The organism is Mesorhizobium sp. B1-1-6, assembly GCF_006443035.1.
Classification (GTDB): Bacteria; Pseudomonadota; Alphaproteobacteria; order Rhizobiales; family Rhizobiaceae; genus Mesorhizobium.
Map to the genome: position 1 here is coordinate 285,933 of NZ_VFWR01000008.1, position 21,536 is coordinate 307,468.

Genomic DNA, 21,536 nt, shown 5'->3' on the forward strand with positions numbered 1-21,536 from the left:
GCGCTGGAGCCTAGCCTTCCCGTTCCGCCTCGATCGCCGCCAGGATGCGCGGCGGCGACATCGGGATGTGGGTCATGCGCACGCCGGCGGCGTTCGACACCGCGTTGGCGATTGCCGCCAGCGGCGGCACGATCGAGGTCTCGCCGACGCCGCGCACGCCATAGGGGTGGTTGGGGTTGGGGATTTCCAGGATCTGCGTGTCGATCATCGGCAGGTCGGAGCAGACCGGGATGCGATAGTCGAGGAAGCCGGCGTTCTGCAGCCGCCCGTCCTTGCCGTAAATATACTCCTCGTTGAGCGCCCAGCCGATGCCTTGCGCGGCACCGCCCTGGTACTGGCCCTCGACATAGGTCGGGTGCACCGCCTTGCCGGCGTCCTGCACCACGGTGTAGCGGATCACCCTGGTCGAGCCGGTGTCGGGGTCGACCTCGATGTCGCATATATGGGTGGCGAAGGAAACGCCGGCGCCGTCCGCGACGAGCTCGCTATGGCCGGCGATCGGCCCGCCGGTCTTGCCGGATTGCGCCGCGATCTCCTTCAGCGACAGCTTGCCGAGATTGCCGTGCTTCTCGCCCTTGGCCACCGCATGGCCCTGTTCCCAGACCACGTCGTCGACGGAAATGTCCCACATCTGCGCGGCGCGCTCGCGCAACACCTTGATGGCGTTGCGGGCAGCCGAGATGGTCGCCATGGAGGAGGAGAAGGTGCCGCGGCTGCCGTCGGTCATGTCGTTGTAGCCGAGGCTGGAGGTGTCGGCGACGACGGCCTTGACCTGCGAATAATCGATGCCGAGCTCCTCCGCCGCCACCAGCGATAGCGACGCGCGCGAACCGCCGACATCCACCGTGCCGACGGCAAGCGAGACCGAGCCGTCCATGCCGATGTTGAGGTCGGTGCAGGTCTGGCCGCCGAAATTGAACCAGAAGCCGCAGGCCATGCCGCGGCCCTGGTTCTTACCCAGCGGCGCCTTCATATGCGCATGGTTCTTCACCGCCTCCAGCGTCGGGCCGATGCCGATGGGGCCATAGACCGGGCCGTAGGATGATCGCGTGCCTTCCTGCGCCGCGTTCCTGATGCGGAAGTCGACCGGGTCCATGCCGATCTCCTTGGCGAGCTCGTCGACGGCGCTTTCCACCGCGAAGGCCGCCATCGGCGCCGATGGCGCGCGATAGGCCGCCGTCTTCGGCCGGTTGACCAGCACTTCGTAGCCGACGGTCTTGACGTTCTCCAGCCGGTAGCAGGCAAACGCCGTCATGGCGCCGATCTCGGCCCAGGTGCCGGCATAGGGGCCGCTGGTGTAGCGCAGCGTCGCTTCCGCCGCGGTGATCGTGCCGTCCTTGCGGGCGCCGATCTTGACGTCGATCGAGGTGGCGCTGGTCGGACCCGAGGCGCGGAACACCTCGTCGCGGGTCATCACCAGCTTCACCGGGCGGCCGGCCTTGCGCGACAGAGCGAGCGCCACCGGCTCGGCCCAGACATGGGTCTTGCCGCCGAAGCCGCCGCCGATCTCGGAGGAGGTGACGCGCAGCTTCGAGGCTTCCATGCCCAGCAACTGGGCGCAATGCTGGCGATAGACGAAATGCCCCTGAGTGCACACCCACAGGTCCGCCGTGCCGTCGGAGCTGACATTGGCCACGCAGGCATGCGGCTCGATATAGCCCTGGTGCGTCTGCTCGGTCTTGAAGGAGCGCTCGACGATGAAGTCGGCCTGCCCAAAACCCTGATGGACGTCGCCATGGCCGAACTGGCTGCGCTTGGTGACGTTGGACGGCTTGACCGGCTTTTCCTCCAGCCCCTCGGTGAAGATGGTCTCGTTGATCAGCGGGGCGTGGTGCTGCATCGCCTCGTCGACATCGGTGACATGCGGCAGCACCTCGTAGTCGACCTCGATCAGCTTCAGCGCCTGCCTGGCGGTGCGGGCGTCGATCGCGGCGACAGCGGCCACCGCATGGCCGTCATAGAGCGCCTTGGTGCGCGCCATGCAATTGTCGAGGATGTCGTACATGGCGGCATCGCCATCGGTGAGGTCGGGCAGGTCGGCGGCGGTGATCACCGCCTTCACGCCGGCGAGCTTTTCCGCCTTCGAAGTGTCGATCTTCCTGATCTTGGCGTGCGCGTGCGGGCTGCGCAGCACACGCCCGACCAACTGGCCGGCCATGTTGAAGTCGGCACCGTAGCGGGCGCGGCCGGTCACCTTGTCGACGCCGTCGGGACGGATGGGACGCGTGCCGACCGAAGCGAAATTGCGATTGGAAAAACGCGGATCGAAATTCATCGTCAGGCTCCCTTCATCACGCTTGCCGCGTCCTGGACGGCGCGCACGATCTTGTCATAGCCGGTGCAGCGGCACAGGTTGCCGGCGAGGCCGAAGCGGATCTCCTCCTCGGTCGGGTCGGGGTTCTTGGCCAAAAGATCCTTCGCCGCGATCAGGAAGCCCGGCGTGCAGACGCCGCATTGCAGCGCGGCGTGCTCCAGGAATTTCTGCTGCAGCGGATGCAACCGGTCGCCATGCGCCATGCCCTCGACGGTCTCCACGCGGCGCCCTTGCGCCTCCGCGCCCAGCACCAGGCACGAGCACACCAGCCGGTCGTCGAGGATGACGCTGCAGGCGCCGCAGTCGCCGGTGCCGCAGCCTTCCTTGGCGCCGGTCAGCCCGAGCCGGTCGCGCAGCACGTCGAGCAGCGTCTCGTCGGGCTGGCAGAGATACTCGACGCTGTCGCCGTTGATCGTGGTTGAAACTGCTACACCGGCCATCACTTGCCTCCTGCACGCTTGTAGGCTGACGTGGCGGCCCGCCTGGCCAGCACGCCCGCGACTTTCCGTCTGAACTCGATCGTGCCCCGCTTGTCGTCGATGGGCCGGCAGGCCCCGGAGCAGACCTTGGCGAGCCGCTCGAGCGCGGCTTCGTCCAGCGTCCTGCCGATGAGGGCCTCGGCGGCCTCCTGCACCAGAAGCACCGTGGGCGCGGCGGCGCCCAACGCCACGCGGGCCGCCTTGACGACACCTTGCTCGTCGAGCGTCAGGTTCACGCCGGCGCTGACCACCGCGATATCCATCTCGGTGCGGGGAATGAACCTGAGATACGCGTCGCCCGAGCGCGGCGCTTGGCTGTCGAGCAGGATCGCCTCGATGATCTCGCCCTTGGCGAGCGACGTCTTGCCCGGTCCGGTCGGCACCGCCTCCACGGCAATGGTGCGCCGGCCCGCGGGCCCGACGATCACCGCCCTGGCGCCGGCCGCCACCAGCGCCGGCACGCTGTCGGCCGCCGGCGAGGCGTTGCACAGATTGCCAACGATGGTGCAGCGTCCCTGCACCTGCTTCGAGCCGATCAGCTTGGCCGCCTCGACGACGCCGGGCCAGGCCTTCTTCAGGGCCGCGTTCTCTCCCAGCACCGCGCAAGGAACCGCCGCACCGATGCTGAAGCCGTCGGCCGTCTCCCTGATTTCGCTCAAGGCCGCGATCGCCTTGATGTCGACGATCAGTTCGGGTTCGATGAAGCCGCCCTTCATCCTCACCAGCAGGTCGCTGCCTCCGGCGAGAATGGCCGCCGTTCCGGCCGATCCGGCCAACTGGCCAACGGCATCTTCGATTGAAAGTGGACGTATGTAGCGCATCGTCTCCCCTTGGTCACAGCGATCTCAGCGACCGTTATAAACAGTCTCCTCATAATGGCTATCCGGTTCGTCATTTTCGACGATTGGGCCAGCCGCCGCAAAATCGAGTCCCAACCCAGGCTGAACTGGCGTAAGCCAGTCGCGCAGGCCACGGCCGAGGCTCTGAAAAATTTCCAGGAGCCGGTGTCGGACTGGCCGGGCCCCGCTCGTCCTTGGGGCATCGAACAGGCATTATGAAAGGATATGATATGCCCGGCACCGTACGTTTGCACCGTGTTCTCACCACCAGCCCGGAAAAAGTCTATCGCGCCTTCGTCGAGGCCGACGCGCTGGCGAAGTGGCTGCCGCCGAACGGCTTCACCTGCACGGTTCATCACTTCGAGGGCAAGGTGGGCGGCACGTTCAAGATGTCGTTCCGCAACTTCACCACCGGCGACAGCCATGCCTTCGGCGGCGAGTATCTCGAACTCGTTCCCGGTGAGCGCCTGCGCTACACCGACAGGTTCGACGACCCCAATCTGCCGGGCGAGATCCAGGTGACCGTCACCCTGAAAAAAGTATCTGTCGGCACCGAGATCGACATCACCCAGGCCGGCATTCCCGACGTCATCCCGGTCGAAGCCTGCTATCTCGGCTGGCAGGAGTCGCTGCGGAACCTGGCAAAGCTCGTCGAGCCCGAGATAAATCAATAGGCCAGACGGTGGCGGTTTCAGCCATTTGCCGCTAGCTATCCTTCCGACGCGCCCGGTCGATCGGGCGCGTCGTGAGCGATACAGCGGAGGCCAAAATCATGACTCTCACCAACCGGGACATCGTCGAGCTGACCGAATGGCGGCGCAAGCTGCACCAGCAGCCGGAAATCTCGAACGAGGAGGAAAAGACGGCAAAAGCCGTCGTCGACTTCCTCGCCGATACCAATCCCGACAAGGTGCTGACCGGATTGGGCGGGCATGGTGTCGCGGCCGTCTACGACAGCGGCAAAAACGGACCAACCGTCCTGTTTCGTTCGGAACTCGACGCGCTGCCCATCGAGGAACTGTCCGGCGTGCCGCATGCCTCGCGCGTGCCGGGCAAGTCGCATATGTGCGGCCATGACGGACACACCGCGATCCTGGCGGCGCTCGGACGCCAGCTCGGGCGCGAGCGGCCTGCAAGCGGTCGCGTCGTGCTGATGTTCCAGCCGGCGGAAGAAACCGGCAATGGCGCCGCCGGTGTCGTTGCCGACCCCCGTTTCGGCGAGATCGCGCCCGATTTCGCCTTTTCGCTGCACAATCTGCCCGGCGTGCCGTTCGGCGAGGTGCGGCTCAAGCCCGGCGTGGTCAACTGCGCCTCGCGCGGCATGCGCATCGTGCTGGAGGGCAAGACCGCGCATTCCTCCATGCCCGAGACCGGAATTTCGCCGATGCCGGCGATCAGCGCGTTGATGCCTGCCCTGCCCGCGCTCGGGCGCGGAACTTTCGCCGACGACGATTTCGGCATGGTCACCGTGACCCACGCCGAGATGGGCGAAGCCGTGTTCGGCATCGCGCCCGCCCACGCCGAGGTCTGGGCGACGCTGCGCACCAGGCGCGACGAGCGCATGGCGGATCTGTGCGCCGCCGCGGAAGCGCTGGTCACGAAGATCGCGGGCCAGCATCGCCTGTCCGCAAGCCGGGACTACCACGAGATCTTTGTCGCCAGCGTCAACGCGCCGGACGCGGTGGAGCATCTGCAACGCGCCCTCGACGAAGAGGGCGTCGCGCACACGCAAGAAGCCCTGCCGATGCGCGCCTCGGAGGATTTCGGCCTGTTCGGCCACAGCGCGACGTCGGCCATGTTCTTCCTCGGCGCCGGTGAGCGCCACCCTGCCCTGCACAATCCCGACTATGATTTCCCCGACGATTTGATCCCGATCGGGTCGAAGATCTTCATGCGCACGGCGCGCAGCTTGCTGGGGTGAGGCAGGCCGGATGGCCGATCGGGGCGAGCCGGCACGCCACGCCCGGGCTGTGGCGGAACGGCTTCGCTAAACGTCGAGAACAACCGTCATTCCACGGACCTCGGCCATCTCGAGCAGCAGATCCTGCAGGCTGTCCTCGGTCACCATCTCGCCGGTTCGCTCCAGCAATTCCTCGATGCTTTCCTTCATTGAAAGGGCGGCAACTCCGGTTTTTTCGGCAAGCAGCCGCCCTATGGCAGCGCGGATTAGGGCATTCTGGTCAGGCATGATTCCCCCTTCATGCTGGGATGGCGGCATGAGTTTTCTTCAATGCATGCTTCCGCCGCAACTTCTGCGAGCTTCAGCTTACGCTTGCAAGTCGTTTTGAGGGACTGATATTCACTATTTGGCGAATAGTTGCCCACGGACGACACCAGAGGCGCAACTCCTCGTTGCCGGATCCGGACCTCGCCGCTCCAGAAGGCACCTGACGCGCCGTCTCTATTAGAGGTTGCATCGGTCAGCCGCTTTTTGCCAACCGGGATATGCAATCGCGGCACCGCGCCCGACCCGCCAGGACCACCGTCAATCGCGATTGGCCCTTGCCGAAGCCGGCGGCCTCGCTCATCCATGCCTGGAAACGATCGCCAGGGGCCAGAAGATGATCGATGCCAGCTTTCACATCGTCGAAGCGACGATCGAACAGTTGCGGCGCGCACTCGACGACGGCACGGTGAGCAGCGTCGAACTTGTCGGTGCTTATCTCAGGCGCATCGCGCATTTCGACCGGCACGGCATTAGCCTCAATGCGGTCCCGGTTCTCAATCCTGATATGTTCGAGGACGCCGCGGCTTCGGATCGGCGCCGCAGCCAGGGCAAGACGCTCGGCCCGCTCGATGGCATCCCCTACACCGCCAAGGACAGTTACAAAGTGTCCGGCTTGACTGTTGCCGCCGGCTCGCCGGCCTTCGAGCATCTCATCGCCAACGAGGACGCCTTCACCGTCGCCCGGCTGCGCGCCGGCGGCGCGGTGCTGATCGGCCTCACCAACATGCCGCCCATGGCCAATGGCGGCATGCAGCGCGGAGTCTATGGCCGCGCCGAAAGCCCCTACAATGCCGATTACCTGACCGCCGCCTTCGCGTCCGGCTCCTCGAATGGCTCGGGCACCGCGACAGCGGCGAGCTTCTGCGCTTTCGGGCTTGGCGAAGAAACCTGGTCGTCCGGGCGTGCGCCGGCCACCAACAACGCGCTGGTAGCCTATACGCCCTCGCGCGGTGTCATTTCGGTGCGCGGCAACTGGCCCCTTGTGCCGACCATGGATGTCGTCGTGCCGCACACGCGCAGCGTGCCCGACATGCTCGAATTGCTGGATGTGATCGTCGCCGACGATCCCGAGACGCGGGGCGATTTCTGGCGCGCGCAGCCCTGGATCGCGCTGCCGAAGAGTTCCGAAATCCGACCGCCGCGCTATACCGATCTGGTGCTAGCGGGGTCGCTGCAAGGCATGCGGCTTGGCGTGCCCAGAATGTATATCGGCCGCGACAGCGGCGCCGACCGGCCGATCGAAACCCGCGCCTCCGTGCTTGATCTCTGGGAGCAAGCGGCGGCGGACCTGAGACGGCTTGGAGCCGAGGTGATGGAGGTCGATTTTCCTGTCGTCTCCAACTACGAGCGCGATCGCCCCGGCGCGCGCACCATGGTCGACCGCGCTCTGGTGCCGCCGGACTTCGCCGATCGCGAGATCTGGGACCTCTGCATCTCAGCCTGGGATGATTTTTTGCGCGCGAACGACGATCTGAACATTCCCGATCTCGTTTCGGTCGACGGCCCGAAAATCTTTCCGCAGCCACCGGGCACGCTGCCCGACCGTTATGAAGGCGGTTTCGACTTGGCACAGTATGTCGAGCGCGCGAAATCAGGCGTCACGCCGTTCCGGGCCATTCCGACGATGGAGGACGGGCTGAAAGGGCTGGAAGCGACGCGGCGGCTCGATTTCGAGGACTGGCTGGACGCGAACAGGCTTGATGCCGTCGTGCTGCCTGCCGTCGCCGATGTCGGGCCCGCCGATGCCGACATCACTGAGGCCTCCGCCGCGCTTGCCTGGCGCAACGGCACCTGGGTCGCCAACGGCAATCTGGTGTGGCGGCATTTCGGCATCCCGACCGTTACCGTGCCGATGGGCACCATGGCCGACATCGGCATGCCGGTCGGCCTGACCTTCGCCGGCAAGGCCTATGACGATGAAAGGCTGTTGCGCATAGCCGGCGATTACGAGCGCTCCACGCGGCGCCGCACACGCCCGCCGCGCACGCCCGAACTGGCCGATGACGTGTTTTCGCGCCGGCCCACTCAAGCCGGCAATGGCGAGGCGCCCGCGCTCGCAATCAAGCTTGCGGCCGAGACGCGCGACAGCGGCGATCAGGACGAGATCGTCATCACGCTCGACCTCCCCGTCGACGCAACCGAGACGGAGCACGCTTGCATCAAGGTGCATGTCAACGGAGAGGCCGTAGCGATGCGGCGAGCCGGCGCGCGTTTGACCGGCCGGGCGTTTGTCCCGGCCGCGGAGCATCAACGGATCCACAGCGTCTGGCGCGGCCCCTACGGCTCGATCGTCACGGCGGTGATGCGGCTGCGGGATGGACGCAGCGCGGGCGCCTATGTGGTCACCGGCGGGATTGAATGACGATGAGCCCACGCGGGCCAATTTCGCGCCGGGCTATGTGAACCTGCGAAATTATGAGGAGCCAGCCATGATCAAGGTCAAACAACTCGCCCATGTCTGCATCTTCGCCAATGATCTGGACGAGACACGGCGCTTCTACGAGGATGTCCTGGGCATTGATATCCAGTTCAATTTCCTGCGCGACGGAAAGATTTTCGGTTTCTACCTTAATTGCGGCGGCCGCAGCCATATCGAGGTTTTTCACAAAGAGGGTGCGCGGTTCAGCGAGACGAACCAGATCAACCATTTCTGCCTGGAGGTGGAGGATATCGACGCCGCGATCACGCATATCGCGTCCAGGGGCGTGGAGGTCACCGCGAAAAAACTCGCCTGCGACGACACCTATCAGGCTTGGCTGCGCGACCCCGACGGCGTGAAGATCGAACTGTTCGAATACACCGGCAAGAGCGCGCAATTCACAGGCGGCGATCGCGTCGCCGATTGGTAGGCTGTCGCGGTTTCAGTGGGCAGCTACCCCCGCGCGGCCCAGAGCAAACCACGCTCGACGATGACAGCCATTTCCGGCATCGCGAACTCATCCGCCGTGTGTCCGAGCGAACTGTAGAAGACCTTGCCTGCGCCATATCTTCGCTTCCAGACAACCGGCATGTCGACGCCGCCGATGCCCGGGAAATGCTCGTCGGTGAAGGTGGTCGTCGCCAGCACCTCGTTGCTCGGGTCGACATGCATGTAGTACTGCTCCGACCGGTAGGCGAAGTCGCTAATGCCTCTCGTGATCGGATCGTCCGGTTTGGTGATGACCACGCGATAGTCGATGATGTCGCCGGGATGCGCGACCCATTGGCCGCCGGTCATGAACTGATAGTCCGGCTCGTTGCGGAAACTGTCGCCCATCGTGCCGTGGAAACCGCCGAGTCCCGTTCCCTGTCGAACCGCGCGCGTCAGATTCTGCAGCTCGGACTTTTCGATCTTCGACATGGTGATGACGGGCACGATGAGATCGAATGAGTTCAACTCCGGATCGGCAAACATCCCCGTGCCCTCGCCGAGCGTGACCGTGTATCCATTGCGCTCCAGCATGTCGCGCACCACAGTGGCGCTGCGCTGGGGCGTATGGCCTTCCCACCCACCCCAGGCAATCAAGGCCTTCTTTGCCATGCAGTGAACCTCCTGAACTGTCCGCAGCAGCGATGGTTACACGGCTCGGCTGTCAGCGCCAACCCAGCGCCGGCGCGACATGGGTCAGGATCGCCTCGATGGCATGGGCGTTGTAGTCGACGCCGAGTTGGTTGGGCACGGTGAGCAGCAGCGTGTCGGCCTCGGCGATCGCCTCGTCCTCGGCCAACTCCTTGATCAGCACGTCCGGCTCGGCGGCGTAGCTGCGCCCGAAGATCGCCCGCGTGTTTTCCTCGATGAAGCCGATCTGGTCGCGGCCCTCATTGCCGCGCCCGAAATAGGCGCGGTCCCGGTCGTCGACCAGCGCGAAAATGCTGCGGCTGACCGAGACGCGCGGTTCGCGTTCATGGCCGGCCGCCTTCCAGGCCTCGCGATAGATCCGGATCTGCTCGGCCTGCTGGATATGGAAGGGCTTGCCGCTTTCGTCGAATTTGAGGGTCGAGCTCTGCAAATTCATGCCCAGCTTCGCCGCCCACTCCGAAGTGGCGTTGGTGGCGGCACCCCACCAGAGGCGCTCGCGCAGGCCTTCAGAATGGGGCTCCAGGCGCAGCAAGCCGGGCGGGTTGGGAAACATCGGCCGCGGATTGGGCTGGGCGAAGCCCTCGCCGCGCAGCGTGTCGAGGAAGACCTCGGCGTGATGCCGCGCCATGTCGGCGTCGCTTTTGCCTTCCTGCGGCGCGTAGCCGAAATAGCGCCAGCCATCGATCACCTGTTCGGGCGAGCCCCGGCTGATGCCGAGCTGCAGGCGCCCGCCTGCGATGATGTCGGCGGCACCCGCGTCCTCCGCCATGTAGAGCGGATTCTCGTAGCGCATGTCGATGACCGCCGTGCCGATCTCGATGTGGCTGGTCTTGGCGCCGACCGCCGCCAGCAGCGGAAATGGCGAGGCGAGCTGTCGGGCAAAATGGTGGACGCGGAAATACGCGCCGTCAGCGCCGAGTTGCTCGGCCGCGACGGCGAGATCAATGGATTGCAACAGCGCGTCCGACGCCGAGCGCACCTGCGATTGCGACGAGGGCGTCCAGTGCCCGAATGACAAGAAACCGATTTTTTTCATGGCCCTGACGTATATACCGGCGACACGTGCTTCAATGCCAAAAGAGCAGGGTTACACACCGTCGCCCCTGCGTGACACCAAAAGTGTGCCTTACCGAAAGTTTGAATGCCGTGGAGGGTGGGATGCTCAGGGGAATCCGCATCGTCGAGATCGAGGCGTTGGGGCCGGCGCCCTTTGCCGGCATGCTGCTCGCCGATCTCGGCGCCGACATGATCGTCGTCCACCGCAAGCATGCATCCGTGCCGGGCCTTCCCGAGCGCTCGCTGCTCGATCGCGGCAAGCGCTCTATCGCGCTCGACCTCAGGGATGCCGGGGACGTTGCCGTGCTGATGCGCCTGATCGCCACCGCCGACGGCCTGATCGAGGGCTTCCGGCCGGGCGTGATGGAGCGTCTCGGGCTTGGTCCAGATGTGTGTCTGGCCGCCAACCCTCGCCTGGCCTATGGCCGCATGACCGGCTGGGGGCAGGAAGGCCCGCTCGCCCGCACCGCCGGCCACGACATGAACTATACCGGCGTGTCGGGCGCACTCTGGTATGCTTCCCTGCCGGGCGAGCCGCCAATGGCGCCGCCGACGCTGGTCGGCGACATAGGCGGCGGCGCGCTCTATCTGGTGATCGGCATGCTGGCCGCCATCATGAACGCCCGCGCCGGTGGTGAAGGCACGGTCGTCGACGCGGCGATCGTCGACGGCTCGGCCCATATGATGAACCTGTTGATGTCGCTCGCACCATCCGGCGGGCTTGCCGCCGAGCGTGGCCGGAGCCTTCTGGACGGACCGCATTGGTGCCGCGTCTACCGCACGTCTGATGGCGGCTTCATCAGCGTCCAGTGCGTCGAGCCGAAATTCTATGCGCTGTTCCTCGACAGGCTTGGTCTGGGCGGCGATCCGCAGTTCGCCGCTCAGTTCGACCGCGGCCTCTGGCCTGAGCTCGGCAGCCGGCTGGAAGCGATCTTTGCCGAAAAATCCCGAGACGAGTGGATGAAATTGTTCGAAGGAACGGATGCCTGCGTCGGGCCTGTGCTCAGCCCGCATGAGGCGGCGCTGCATCCGCACATGGCCGCACGCGGCTCCTGGTTGGTCGAGAATGGCGCCCTCCAAGCTGCCTCCGCCCCCCGTTTTTCCAAACGGACGGCAAAGGCACCGGCGAAAAGTCCGGCACGCGACGAACATGGTGCGGAGATTCGTGCCGAACTTGCGGATTCAGCCGCAAGTCGTTGAATAGGCTACCCGCCTTTGCTGAGGAAATCGCCGACTGGCCTGCGCCCGGCTCGGACCGAAGACGATATCGTGGCGGCACTTGCGGCAGTCGTGGGCGGCATACTTGAAAAGCATCTCGTATACGAGTATACGAGATGCTTTCATTGGGAGGAGGCTGCGCTCCATGTCCTTCAACTCGACTCGCGTCCAGACACCAATGGATGCCGTGGTCATCGGCGGCGGCATCGCCGGCTGCACGCTCGCCTATGAACTGGCCCGCCACGGTCTCAAGACGACGATCCTCGAGCAGAGCATGATCGCCGCCGAGTCCTCAGGACGAAACACCGGCACCTTGCTCACCGGCCCGCAGAAAGAGGTCGTCGAACTGCTGGACGCCAGCGTCGCGATCTATGCCGAGCTTGCCGACGGACCCGTTCCCTTCGAATTCGCCGCCATCGCACATCTGCTGATTTCCGAAGACGAGGCGAGTTTCGAGGCGACTGCCGCCGTGGCCGACCGCTACAGGGAAGCCGGCGTGGCGATGGAAAAGATCACGGGCAAGGAACTGGCGCGCGACCACCCGCGTGTCGGCTTCAACGTGGCAGGCGCCTATTCCGTCGGCCGTGCATGGACGCTGGAACCCATGGGCGCGACACATGCCTTCGCCCACGCCGCCCGTGAGGCCGGCGCGACGATCCGTACTGGCCTGCGCGTCGCCCAGATCTTCTCCAGGGGCGGCAAGGTCCAGGGTATCTTGACCGACCAGGGGATCGTTCCCGCCGATCTCGTCTTCATCGCCAACGGATTGTGGATGTCGGACCTTCTGCGCCGCACCGTCGGCGACGGACCGCTGCCCGGCCTGCCCTTCACCGCCGGCCGCGGCTGGTTGATCCAGTTGGGAAAACTCGACTTCGAGCTGCCCTGGATCGTCGAGGAATTGACCTGGCCGGATCAGGAAGAGCTCGGCCGGCGCATGAGGCTCGACGGCCTTGCCGATGTCGCCGCGCAGCGCGACGACCAGCCGGCGGTGGAAGCCATCTGCCTCAACCCCATGGGCGGCGGCGATGCCAGGCTTGGCGCCTCCGTCCAGCCGGCCTTCCGCGATCTCGTCCGCAACACCGACATGGCGAGCCGGATCGCCAGCCGCACGCTGCGCATGCTGCCGGGCCTCGGCGCGCCGCAGGTCAGGAACGTCTATCCCGGCAACCGCCCGATGCTGTCCGATGGCTTGCCGGTCGCTGGCAGGACGGCCGTCGAGGGCCTGTTCGTGCATGGCGGCATGGGTTCCATCGGCATGCATGCCGCCCCCGCCACCGCGCGCTGGCTGGTTGACGCCGTGTTTTCCGGCAATGGCAGCCCAGCCCAGACATGGCTGCGGCCGGACCGCTTTCCCGGATGGGAAGCGTCATGAGCCTGCTTGCGGAGCGGTCGGCCCGCTATTTTCCGCAATGGTGATCGTTGATCTTGTTCAGCGCATTCGCATCCGGCCCCACCCGGTGGTAGGAACAGGCGCCGGCGGCCGTCGTGACAAGCTGCCGGTCATAGTAGCGCGGGCCGCCGAACAGTATGTCGATAATATCGCCGTCAGCGGGAACATAGCGTTCGGGTTCGCCCTGGTGGTGGCGGTGCCTGGCCCCGGCGGACGCCGAAGAGGCGATGCCGCAGCCCATCACAAGGGCGAGAGCGCAGATCGCGAAGCGTTTCGTCGTCATCGACAATACCTTCCTGGCCAACCGGATTTCATCTTATATCCAAAAATCGCCGGATAAAGAAAAGTTCCTGAGAACGGGCGCCGGTTGATTTGCAGCCGGCGTGCATGAGCGGCAGCCTGGGAACCGGCGGCGCAGGCCGGCTCGCCTGACAACCGACAAAGGCCTTAGTCGGTCTGGATCCATACCGACTTGGTCTCCAGATACTCGTGCAGATGTTCGATGCCGCCCTCGCGGCCGTAGCCCGACATTTTCATGCCGCCGAACGGCACGGCGGGGTCGATGGCGTGGTACATGTTGACCCAGACGGAACCCGCCTTGACCCGGCGAGCGAGCTTGTGCGCCGTGCCGAGATGGGTGGTGAAGATGCCGGCGGCCAGCCCATAGGGCGTTGTATTGGCGCGGGCGACGGCTTCGTCAAGCGTATCGAAGGGCATTGCCGAGATAACCGGCCCGAAGATCTCTTCGCGCGCTATGGTCATCGTGTCGGACACTGCGCCGAAGACGGTTGGGGCGATGAAATTGCCGCCGTCATAGAGACCGCCGGTCAGGCGCGATCCGCCGGCGACCAGTTCCGCGCCCTCCTCGCTGCCCGCCTTGATGTAACCCTCAACCTTGCCGGCCTGCCTCGCATTGATGAGCGGCCCCATTTCGGTTTCGGCTTCGATGCCGTGGCCGATGCGCAGCCTACCGGCGAAGTCAGCGAGCCGGCGCACGAACTCGTCATGGATTTCGCGCGCCACGAACAGCCGCGAACCGGCGATGCAGACCTGGCCCGAATGCACGAAGACAGCCATCGCCGCGATCGGAACGGCCTTGTCGATATCGGCGTCGCGGCACACGATGAGCGGCGACTTGCCGCCGAGTTCTAATGAAACGCGCTTTAGATTGGCAACACCCGCCCGGGCGATCGCCTGGCCGGTGAGCGTCGAGCCGGTGAAGACGATCTTGTTGACGTCGGGATGTTCGGCGAGCCGCGCGCCGGCTTCGGCCCCGGTTCCGGTGACGATGTTGACGACGCCGTCGGGAACGCCCGCTTCCTGCATCAGCCGCGCGATCAAAAGCGGCGTCAGCGATGCATCCTCGGAAGGTTTCAGCACGATCGTGCAGCCAGTCGCCAGCGCCGGCGCGATCTTCCAGATCGACGCGGCGGTCGGCGCGTTCCAGGGAATGATGGCGCCGACCACGCCCACCGGCTCGCGCCGGGTGAAGCTGACGATCTCGCCCGGGATCGAATTGTCGATTGATTCGCCATGCAGCGCGGTCGCCATCCCGGCATAGAAGCGCAGCATGCCGATGACCCGGCGCCGGTTGGCGAGCGTGCGCGTGATCGGCAGCCCCATGTCGAGCGTGTCGGAGACGCAGAGCTCTTCCCAGTTCTTCTCGAAGAGATCGGCGATCCTGAGCAGCACGCACTGCCGTTCGTAAGGCGAAAATCCGGACCACGGACCTTCGAAAGCGGTGCGCGCAGCCGCCACCGCCGCGTCGATGTCGGCGGCGCCTCCGCGCGGCACCGTCGCCAACACCTGCCCCGTCGCCGGGTTGAGCGCCTGCATCTCCTGTCCGGACTGCGCAGCGACCCATTTGCCGCCGATGAACATCGGCCGGAATTCACCATGGTAGAGCGTCGCGGCCTTCGCCCTTGGGTCGAAGTTCAGCGTCATATCCTCCTCCTCGCCATTCCGTCGCGACTATTACTCCGGTGCAGGCACACCTCAAGCAAGTAAGCCGACAAGTCGTCGAAATGACCGAACTGCGTCCCCTGGCTATCGGCCGCTCAACCGCTGGAGGCGAAGCGGTAGCCCTCCAGCGCCTGCTGAACCGCGGCCACCAACACCGCCTCCGGATCGAGCGGCTGCCCGGCAAAGCGGTCAAGCGCGGGCAGATGCTGATGGAACAGCGTCACCGGCACGGCCAGCCCCGACAGGGCGGCTGTCAATCGCTGGACAGCTTCCATCGCCTTCTGATGGTTCCAGTAGTAACGTATGCGGTCCGACAGCGAATAATGCCGCTGCACGCGCTGTTGCGCCGCAGAGCCGTGGTAGTGGCTGTGCCAGTCCTTGGCATCGGCCGTCATCAGCGCTTCCATGGTCTGATAAAGCGGGCGCGCGCCGTAGTCGGGCAACAGGTCGGAGGCGATCAGGTCCAGCCCATAGAGCGCTTCGCGCAGTTCGAAAGTCAGCTGCGGCCCCACCTTGAGGATGGCAAAGCCGTCCTCGACCAGTTCGCGTAGGGCCGCTTGCGTCTGATAGTCGGTGGAATGGGCTTCGTAGACCAGGCCCGCTTCCTGGTCGAGCAATTCGCGCAGATGCAGCGCCTTGGCGCGATCGTAGAAGACCACGTTCTCGTTGCCGAACTCCACGCCCGGCTGCACCACCACGGCGATGACCCGCGAGAAGGCGTCTGCGAGGCCGTTCTCGTGGAAGATCTGCCGATGCACCGCCAGTGTGTGCTGGACCGCGGACAGGCTTGTGGGGCTGATTTCGCCGATGAGATGATCCGCTCCGCCCGGCGGCGGAACCTCGGTGCCGATCACGTAGAGTGGCCGGTCGGTCCCGCTGGCGGCGTCCTCGGCCTTGCGCGCCAGGCGGGCGGCGCGCCTGGCAATCGTAGCGTCATCCAGCGCCGCCGGCTCGCCCGCGCATCCCATGGAGGCATCGAGATGGATCTTGCGGAAACCGGCCCGGACATAGGCGGACACCATGTCCTCGGCCTTCGCCATGGCCGCGCCGGCATCTTCCCTTCGCCATGGATTGGGACCGAGATGATCCCCGCCGAAGATGACCCGCTCGGGCGCAAGGCCTTCGGAGCCGGCAATAGCGGTCACCGCCGCGACGAAGTCGGCGGGCTGCATGCCGGTATAGCCGCCGAACTGGTTGACCTGGTTGCAGGTCGCCTCGATCAGCAGCGGCCGGGAGAACAACGCGGCGTCGCGCACTGCGGCCCGGATCACGACTGGATGGGACGAGCAGACGGAGGTGATGCCTTCCGCCGCGCCTTGACGCCGGGAATTTGCAAGTTTCAGCAATGGATCGGTCACGGGCGTCGCCTTGGCGTGTTGGCAATGAACAGATCGAGTTCGGCACGCGTGCCGGCTCCTTCCATCGGGCCTTGCCGCGTGACGTTGCGCGCGCCTGCCGCATTCGCGTAATCGAGGGCGGTCACGGCAGGCATGCCGAGCCTGCGGCAGGCGATGTAGGCGCCGCCAAAACAGTCGCCCGCGCCGGTCGGATCGATCTCCTCGACCAGGAAGCCGGGCGACTCGACGCGGCTGCCGTCGGCGCCGAACAGGGACGCGCCCAACGCGCCCCGCTTGACGACGACCTCGCCGGCGCCGCGGGCAAACAGCGAGGCGAGCGCGTCGGCTTCATTGTCGTTGCCCGAAGCGGTGTGGAGTTCTTCACCCGACGGCAGGATCAGATCCGCAATGTCGAGAAGCCGTGCGAAGCGCTCGCGCGTCTGGCCATGGCCGAGCAGTTCCTTGCGAAGATTGGGATCGAGCGAGATGCTTCCGCCACGTCCCTTGACCACATCGATGGCATGGTCGAGCACCTCCCAAATGACGGGAATGCTGAGTGCGGTGCCCATGACGTGCAAATGGCCCGAACGCGCCAGCAGCGCCCTGGCCTCAGGGGTCAAGCCGACCCGCGCCGCGGCCGATTTGCCGATATTGTAGACGAAGTCGCGCGAACCGTCCTCGCGGTAGCGCACGAAGGCGCTGCCCGTCGGATAGTCGGGGCTGACGGCGATGGCCGTGACATCCGCACCGTCCCGGCGCAGGCGCTCGACATTGATCCTGCCGAAATCATCGTCGCCGACGCAGGCGATGATGCCGGCCCGCCCGCCAAGCCTGGCGCATTGGTCGATGAAGATCGCCGGCGCCCCGCTCGGATAAGGTCCGGTCAGCTCGATGGGCTCGAGAAAGCCATTGCCACGGCTTGTGGCCATGATCTCCACCAGGATCTCGCCGACGGTGACGGTCGGCCCGAGTCCATCGGGCGCCAGTGTCTTCAATGGGGATTTGCTTGGCATGGCGAAGGCCCGGTGTGAAAGGCAAGGGAAATCCGGATTCCAAAAAATGGATAGAGCGGTTCCGCGATTCTATCAAACGTTGGACGGCCCTGGCTCCGGCCTTCCAAACGCTCCGGGCGTCGGCGTCGTCACGATGACGGCGTCGCCGGCCTGAAGCACCGTCTGGTCGCAGGCTTTCAGCACCTCGACCTTGCCGTCCTTGCGGCGCACCTTGGTCGAGCCGGCCTCGCCATCGCCACCGCCGTCAAGCCCTTGCGGCGGCCGGTTGCGATGCGAGGACAGGATGGCGCATTCCATCTTCTCCAGGAAACGGATGGTGCGCTTCGTGCCGTCGCCGGCATTCCACCTGCCCTTGCCGCCGGAGCCTTCGCGGATGTGGAAATCCTCCAGCATCACCGGAAACCGCAGCTCCAGTATTTCCGGATCGGTAAGGCGCGAATTGGTCATATGGGTGTGAACGCCCGACGTGCCGGCAAAGCCGCGGCCGGAATTCATCTCGCCGGCGGGCGAACCGGAACAGATCGTCTCGTAATACTGGTACTTGCTGTTGCCGAAGGTCAAATTGTTCATGGTGCCTTGCGCATTGGCCATGGCGCCCATGGCGCCGAACAGCGCGTTGGTGACGTGCTGCGAGGTCTCGACGTTGCCCGCGACGACGGCGGCGGGATAGGCGGGTTTCAGCATCGAGCCGTCCGGGATGATGATGTTGATCGGCCTCAGGCAACCGGCATTCATCGGGATCATGTCCTCGACCATGACGCGGAAGGCATAGAGCACCGCGGCCCGGGCGACAGGCTCTGGCGCGTTGAAATTGTTCTTCATCACCGGCGACGTGCCGGTGAAATTGACCGTCGCCTCGCGCTTTTGCCGGTCGACCGATATCTTCACCTTGATCACCTGGCCGGTGTCGGTGGGATATTCATAGGCCGATGTATCCGGCAGCCGCTCGATCACGCGCCGCACGCTCTCGGCCGCATTGTCCTGCACATGGCCCATATAGGCCTCCACGACATCGAGCCCGAAATGCGCCACCATCTTGCGCAGCTCCGCCACGCCCTTTTCGTTGGCAGCGAGTTGCGCCTTGAGATCGGCGATATTCTGGTGCGGATTGCGGGCCGGATAGCGGTGATCGGTGAGCAGCGTCTGCAGCTCATTCTCGCGGAACTTTCCGCGATCGACGATACGGAAATTGTCGAACAGCACGCCTTCCTCGTCGACCGTGGTGGCAAGTGGCGTCATCGAGCCCGGCGCGGTGCCGCCGATGTCTGCGTGGTGGCCGCGCGAGGCCACCCAGAAGAGGATCTTGGGCGATTGGCTAATCTCCCCTCTTGTGGGGGAAATCGGCCGCTCTTCCTCGAAAACCGGCGTTACCACCGTGATATCGGGCAGATGCGTGCCGCCATTATAGGGGGCATTGAGGGCAAAGACGTCGCCGGGATGAATGTCGCCGGAATTCAGCCGGATGATGGTCTCGACCGAGCGGTCCATCGAGCCCAGATGCACCGGCATATGCGGCGCATTGGCGACCAGCGCGCCGTTCCGGTCGAAAACGGCGCAGGAGAAATCCAGCCTTTCCTTGATGTTGACGGAATAGGCGGTGTTCTGCAGCGTCACGCCCATCTGCTCGGCGATCGACATGAACAAATTGTTGAACACTTCCAGCATCACCGGATCGGCCTCGGTGCCAAGTGCTGCCTGCCGGCGTTTCTTGCTGGTGCGCCGCATCAGCACGTGGTTCCTGGCCGTGATCTCGGCCTGCCAGCCCGGCTCGACGACGATCGTCTGGTTGGGCTCGATGATTAGTGCGGGGCCGGCGACCCGATCGGACGGCCGCAAGGCCTCGCGCCGACAGACGTCGGCTTCGTGCCATTTTCCTTCCGTATAGATCCGCCGGACCTCCTCGGCCCTGGCTTTTGATGGCTGCCCCGCCGGCGCATAGGCTTCGGCATTCAGCTCGCCGCCCGCCTCCATCCCCTCGACGCTCACCGCTTCGACGATCATCGGCTTGTCCTCATAGACGAAACCGAATTGCGCCTTGTGAGCGGCCTCGAAATCGGCCCTCGCCCGCAACATCGAGCCATGGTCGAAATGCACCGGAAGTGCGGTGTCGGTGCCGTCATAACGGATCTGCAGCGCCGGTCTGGCGATCACCGCGTCCTCGGCGATGCCTTGTGCGGCGAGTTCCGCGACAACGGCGGTTTGCAAGGCCGCGATCAGGCCTTCGATTGCCCGTCTGGATTCTTCCGCCAGCGGTGCAAGCAAGGCCTGCTGGCGTGAGGCAAAGACCGAAGACAGGCCGATGCCGTAGGCCGACAGCAGGCCGGAAAACGGATGGATCAGCACCGCCTCCATGCCGAGTGCGTCGGCGACCAGGCAGGCGTGCTGGCCGCCTGCGCCGCCAAAACAGTTCAGGAGATATTCGGTGACATCGTAGCCGCGCTGCACCGAGATCTTTTTGATGGCGTTCGCCATGTTTTCGACCGCGATGGTGACGAAACCTTCGGCGACCGCTTCGGCCGAGCGGCCGTCGCCGATTTCGGCGGCGAGCGCGGTGAATTTCTGGCGAACGGTGTCCACATCGAGCGGCTCGTTCTGGCCGGGGCCGAAGATGGTCGGGAAAAAATCCGGCTGCAGCTTGCCGAGCATGACGTTGGCGTCGGTGACGGCGAGCGGGCCGCCGCGCCTGTAGGCGGCGGGGCCTGGATTGGCGCCGGCGGAGTCCGGGCCGGTGCGAAAGCGGCCTGCTTCGTAGTGCAGGACCGAGCCGCCGCCGGCCGCCACGGTGTGGATGCGCATCATCGGCGCGCGCACGCGCACGCCTGCGACCTCGGTATCGAAGGCGCGCTCATATTCGCCGTCATAATGGGCGACATCGGTGGAGGTGCCCCCCATGTCGAAACCGATCACCTTTTCGAAGCCGGCGATCTTTGCCGTCTCGACCATGCCGACGACCCCGCCGGCCGGGCCAGACAGCAGCGCATCCTTGCCCTGGAACAGGTCCGCGGCGGTCAGCCCGCCAGAAGACATCATGAACATCAGGCGGGGATTTTCCCTTCCCCTCGAGGGGAGGGTGGCGGCGAAGCCGCCGGGTCGGGTCGGATCGACGGGGTTCGACGTCTTGGTGGTGCCTTCTGCGGCGATCCCCTCTGCCGGCTTCGCTGACATCTCTCCCTCGAGGGGGGAGAGAACGCCGAGTTCCTGGCCTACCCTTTGCACATATCTCGACAGGATCGGAGACAGATAGGCGTCGACCACGGTGGTGTCCCCGCGGCCGACCAGCTTGATCAGCGGCGACACCTCGTGGCTGACCGAAACCTGGCCGAAACCGAGCTTGCGGCAGACCTTTGCGACTGCCTTTTCGTGATCGGGATATTTCCAGGCGTGCATGAAGACAATGGCGACCGCGTCGATGCCGTCCGCCTTTGCCTGTTCGATCGCCGGGCGACAGGCAGCGATGTCGAGCAGCCGTTCGACACAGCCGTCGGCAAGCACGCGCTCGTTGACCTCGATGACGCGCTCGTAGAGCTGTTCGGGGAGGATGATCTCCTTGGCGAAGATGTCGGGCCGCGCCTGATAGGCGATCCTCAGCGCATCGCGAAATCCCTTGGTGATGAGCAAAAGCACGCGGTCGCCCTTGCGCTCCAGCAGCGCATTGGTGGCGACCGTTGTGCCCATCTTTACGTCGCCTATCAGCCCGGCGGGTATAGGCTCGCCGGGGCGCAGGCCGAGAAGGTCGCGAATGCCCTGGATGGCCGCGTCGGCATAGGCCTCGGGATTTTCGGATAGAAGCTTGCGCGGATGCAGGCCGCCCTCGGGATCACGGCCGATGACATCGGTGAACGTGCCGCCGCGGTCGATCCAGAAATCCCATTTTTGTTGCATTCCGACACCCTCTTTATCGCGAGTATGGCAGCAAAGTCATACTCTTTGATACCCGAGTTCGCGCCGGAACAAGTCGTCGCGCCGGCGCCTCTTCGATGACGGTGGCTTTGGATGTCTGAGGCGATGGCAAGGCACGTGCCGCCGCGACGCGCCGGCCGGAGCCGTGAGCGCGGCCGGGCTGGCTCGCCGGCCGCTATCTGGATCCAGGGTGGAAGAATGCGAGATAGGTCCAAGCCTGCCCGCCGTGCAGGCCCACCCTT

At 65.1% G+C, this 21,536-nt stretch carries 17 protein-coding genes; 6 read left to right on the plus strand and 11 right to left on the minus strand.

What is annotated here, in order from left to right; translation table 11 throughout:
- Positions 1-10 precede the first annotated feature (10 nt).
- The 3 genes from FJ979_RS18345 to FJ979_RS18355 are packed head-to-tail and all read right to left on the minus strand — an operon-like array spanning position 11 to position 3,614.
- Complete coding sequence (locus FJ979_RS18345) at positions 11-2,275, minus strand: xanthine dehydrogenase family protein molybdopterin-binding subunit (protein ID WP_140565536.1); 2,265 nt, start codon at positions 2,273-2,275, stop codon at positions 11-13.
- Between the two features lie 2 nt (positions 2,276-2,277).
- Positions 2,278-2,754 carry a (2Fe-2S)-binding protein gene (locus tag FJ979_RS18350; protein ID WP_140517305.1) on the minus strand — a complete coding sequence of 159 codons (477 nt, stop codon included), beginning with the start codon at positions 2,752-2,754 and terminating at the stop codon, positions 2,278-2,280.
- Positions 2,754-3,614, minus strand: a complete 861-nt coding sequence (locus tag FJ979_RS18355) for a xanthine dehydrogenase family protein subunit M (protein ID WP_140582646.1) — start codon at positions 3,612-3,614, stop codon at positions 2,754-2,756. The genes FJ979_RS18350 and FJ979_RS18355 overlap by 1 nt, the downstream gene beginning before the upstream one ends.
- Before the next feature lie 248 nt (positions 3,615-3,862).
- On the opposite strand from FJ979_RS18355, the gene FJ979_RS18360 reads away from it, so the two are divergent.
- Complete coding sequence (locus FJ979_RS18360; protein ID WP_140499234.1) at positions 3,863-4,306, plus strand: SRPBCC family protein; 444 nt, start codon at positions 3,863-3,865, stop codon at positions 4,304-4,306.
- Positions 4,307-4,404: 98 nt separating this feature from the next.
- Positions 4,405-5,553, plus strand: coding sequence for an amidohydrolase (locus FJ979_RS18365; RefSeq protein WP_140582648.1), 1,149 nt, complete (start codon positions 4,405-4,407; stop codon positions 5,551-5,553).
- Positions 5,554-5,619: 66 nt separating this feature from the next.
- Here FJ979_RS18365 and FJ979_RS18370 read toward each other — a convergent pair whose 3' ends face one another.
- Positions 5,620-5,820: a hypothetical protein gene (locus FJ979_RS18370; RefSeq protein WP_140582651.1), complete on the minus strand. Its 201-nt coding sequence runs from the start codon at positions 5,818-5,820 to the stop codon at positions 5,620-5,622.
- Positions 5,821-6,193: 373 nt separating this feature from the next.
- Here FJ979_RS18370 and FJ979_RS18375 point away from each other — a divergent pair, with 373 nt between their 5' ends.
- Positions 6,194-8,221, plus strand: coding sequence for an amidase (locus FJ979_RS18375; RefSeq protein WP_140582654.1), 2,028 nt, complete (start codon positions 6,194-6,196; stop codon positions 8,219-8,221).
- Between the two features lie 67 nt (positions 8,222-8,288).
- Complete coding sequence (locus FJ979_RS18380; RefSeq protein ID WP_140499242.1) at positions 8,289-8,708, plus strand: VOC family protein; 420 nt, start codon at positions 8,289-8,291, stop codon at positions 8,706-8,708.
- A gap of 23 nt (positions 8,709-8,731) precedes the next feature.
- Here the strand turns inward: FJ979_RS18380 and FJ979_RS18385 are convergent, their stop codons facing one another.
- Together FJ979_RS18385 and FJ979_RS18390 are read right to left on the minus strand one after the other, a co-directional pair.
- Positions 8,732-9,379 (minus strand): ThuA domain-containing protein, encoded by a 648-nt coding sequence (locus FJ979_RS18385; protein WP_140499244.1) that lies wholly within the window; start codon positions 9,377-9,379, stop codon positions 8,732-8,734.
- 52 nt (positions 9,380-9,431) lie between these two features.
- Positions 9,432-10,454: an LLM class flavin-dependent oxidoreductase gene (locus FJ979_RS18390; RefSeq protein ID WP_140582656.1), complete on the minus strand. Its 1,023-nt coding sequence runs from the start codon at positions 10,452-10,454 to the stop codon at positions 9,432-9,434.
- A gap of 122 nt (positions 10,455-10,576) precedes the next feature.
- Here FJ979_RS18390 and FJ979_RS18395 point away from each other — a divergent pair, with 122 nt between their 5' ends.
- A complete protein-coding gene (locus FJ979_RS18395; protein ID WP_140582659.1) occupies positions 10,577-11,674 on the plus strand; it encodes a CaiB/BaiF CoA-transferase family protein in 1,098 nt (365 codons plus the stop codon).
- Positions 11,675-11,837: 163 nt separating this feature from the next.
- The gene (locus FJ979_RS18400) at positions 11,838-13,064 is read left to right on the plus strand and encodes an FAD-dependent oxidoreductase (RefSeq protein WP_140559883.1); all 1,227 of its coding nucleotides are present in this window, start codon (positions 11,838-11,840) and stop codon (positions 13,062-13,064) included.
- 25 nt (positions 13,065-13,089) lie between these two features.
- Here FJ979_RS18400 and FJ979_RS18405 read toward each other — a convergent pair whose 3' ends face one another.
- From FJ979_RS18405 to FJ979_RS18425, 5 genes are all read right to left on the minus strand, one after another.
- A complete protein-coding gene (locus tag FJ979_RS18405; RefSeq protein WP_140559884.1) occupies positions 13,090-13,365 on the minus strand; it encodes a hypothetical protein in 276 nt (91 codons plus the stop codon).
- A gap of 164 nt (positions 13,366-13,529) precedes the next feature.
- A complete protein-coding gene (locus tag FJ979_RS18410) occupies positions 13,530-15,026 on the minus strand; it encodes an aldehyde dehydrogenase family protein (RefSeq protein ID WP_140559885.1) in 1,497 nt (498 codons plus the stop codon).
- 113 nt (positions 15,027-15,139) lie between these two features.
- Positions 15,140-16,402, minus strand: a complete 1,263-nt coding sequence (locus tag FJ979_RS18415) for a D-tagatose-bisphosphate aldolase, class II, non-catalytic subunit (protein WP_140559886.1) — start codon at positions 16,400-16,402, stop codon at positions 15,140-15,142.
- Entirely contained in the window at positions 16,399-17,394 is a 996-nt protein-coding gene (locus FJ979_RS18420) for a sugar kinase (RefSeq protein WP_140559887.1), read from the minus strand. The genes FJ979_RS18415 and FJ979_RS18420 overlap by 4 nt, the downstream gene beginning before the upstream one ends.
- A 72-nt stretch (positions 17,395-17,466) precedes the next feature.
- Positions 17,467-21,276, minus strand: a complete 3,810-nt coding sequence (locus tag FJ979_RS18425; RefSeq protein WP_140582661.1) for a hydantoinase B/oxoprolinase family protein — start codon at positions 21,274-21,276, stop codon at positions 17,467-17,469.
- Positions 21,277-21,536: the final 260 nt, after the last annotated feature.

What these genes read in the sequence shown, in the direction of transcription:
- FJ979_RS18345 (WP_140565536.1), bottom strand. Translation starts at nt 2,275, where the DNA reads ATGAATTTCGATCCGCGTTTTTCCAATCGCAATTTCGCTTCGGTCGGC.
- FJ979_RS18350 (WP_140517305.1), bottom strand. Translation starts at nt 2,754, where the DNA reads ATGGCCGGTGTAGCAGTTTCAACCACGATCAACGGCGACAGCGTCGAG.
- FJ979_RS18355 (WP_140582646.1), bottom strand. Translation starts at nt 3,614, where the DNA reads ATGCGCTACATACGTCCACTTTCAATCGAAGATGCCGTTGGCCAGTTG.
- FJ979_RS18360 (WP_140499234.1), top strand. Translation starts at nt 3,863, where the DNA reads ATGCCCGGCACCGTACGTTTGCACCGTGTTCTCACCACCAGCCCGGAA.
- FJ979_RS18365 (WP_140582648.1), top strand. Translation starts at nt 4,405, where the DNA reads ATGACTCTCACCAACCGGGACATCGTCGAGCTGACCGAATGGCGGCGC.
- FJ979_RS18370 (WP_140582651.1), bottom strand. Translation starts at nt 5,820, where the DNA reads ATGCCTGACCAGAATGCCCTAATCCGCGCTGCCATAGGGCGGCTGCTT.
- FJ979_RS18375 (WP_140582654.1), top strand. Translation starts at nt 6,194, where the DNA reads ATGATCGATGCCAGCTTTCACATCGTCGAAGCGACGATCGAACAGTTG.
- FJ979_RS18380 (WP_140499242.1), top strand. Translation starts at nt 8,289, where the DNA reads ATGATCAAGGTCAAACAACTCGCCCATGTCTGCATCTTCGCCAATGAT.
- FJ979_RS18385 (WP_140499244.1), bottom strand. Translation starts at nt 9,379, where the DNA reads ATGGCAAAGAAGGCCTTGATTGCCTGGGGTGGGTGGGAAGGCCATACG.
- FJ979_RS18390 (WP_140582656.1), bottom strand. Translation starts at nt 10,454, where the DNA reads ATGAAAAAAATCGGTTTCTTGTCATTCGGGCACTGGACGCCCTCGTCG.
- FJ979_RS18395 (WP_140582659.1), top strand. Translation starts at nt 10,577, where the DNA reads ATGCTCAGGGGAATCCGCATCGTCGAGATCGAGGCGTTGGGGCCGGCG.
- FJ979_RS18400 (WP_140559883.1), top strand. Translation starts at nt 11,838, where the DNA reads ATGTCCTTCAACTCGACTCGCGTCCAGACACCAATGGATGCCGTGGTC.
- FJ979_RS18405 (WP_140559884.1), bottom strand. Translation starts at nt 13,365, where the DNA reads ATGACGACGAAACGCTTCGCGATCTGCGCTCTCGCCCTTGTGATGGGC.
- FJ979_RS18410 (WP_140559885.1), bottom strand. Translation starts at nt 15,026, where the DNA reads ATGACGCTGAACTTCGACCCAAGGGCGAAGGCCGCGACGCTCTACCAT.
- FJ979_RS18420 (WP_140559887.1), bottom strand. Translation starts at nt 17,394, where the DNA reads ATGCCAAGCAAATCCCCATTGAAGACACTGGCGCCCGATGGACTCGGG.
- FJ979_RS18425 (WP_140582661.1), bottom strand. Translation starts at nt 21,276, where the DNA reads ATGCAACAAAAATGGGATTTCTGGATCGACCGCGGCGGCACGTTCACC.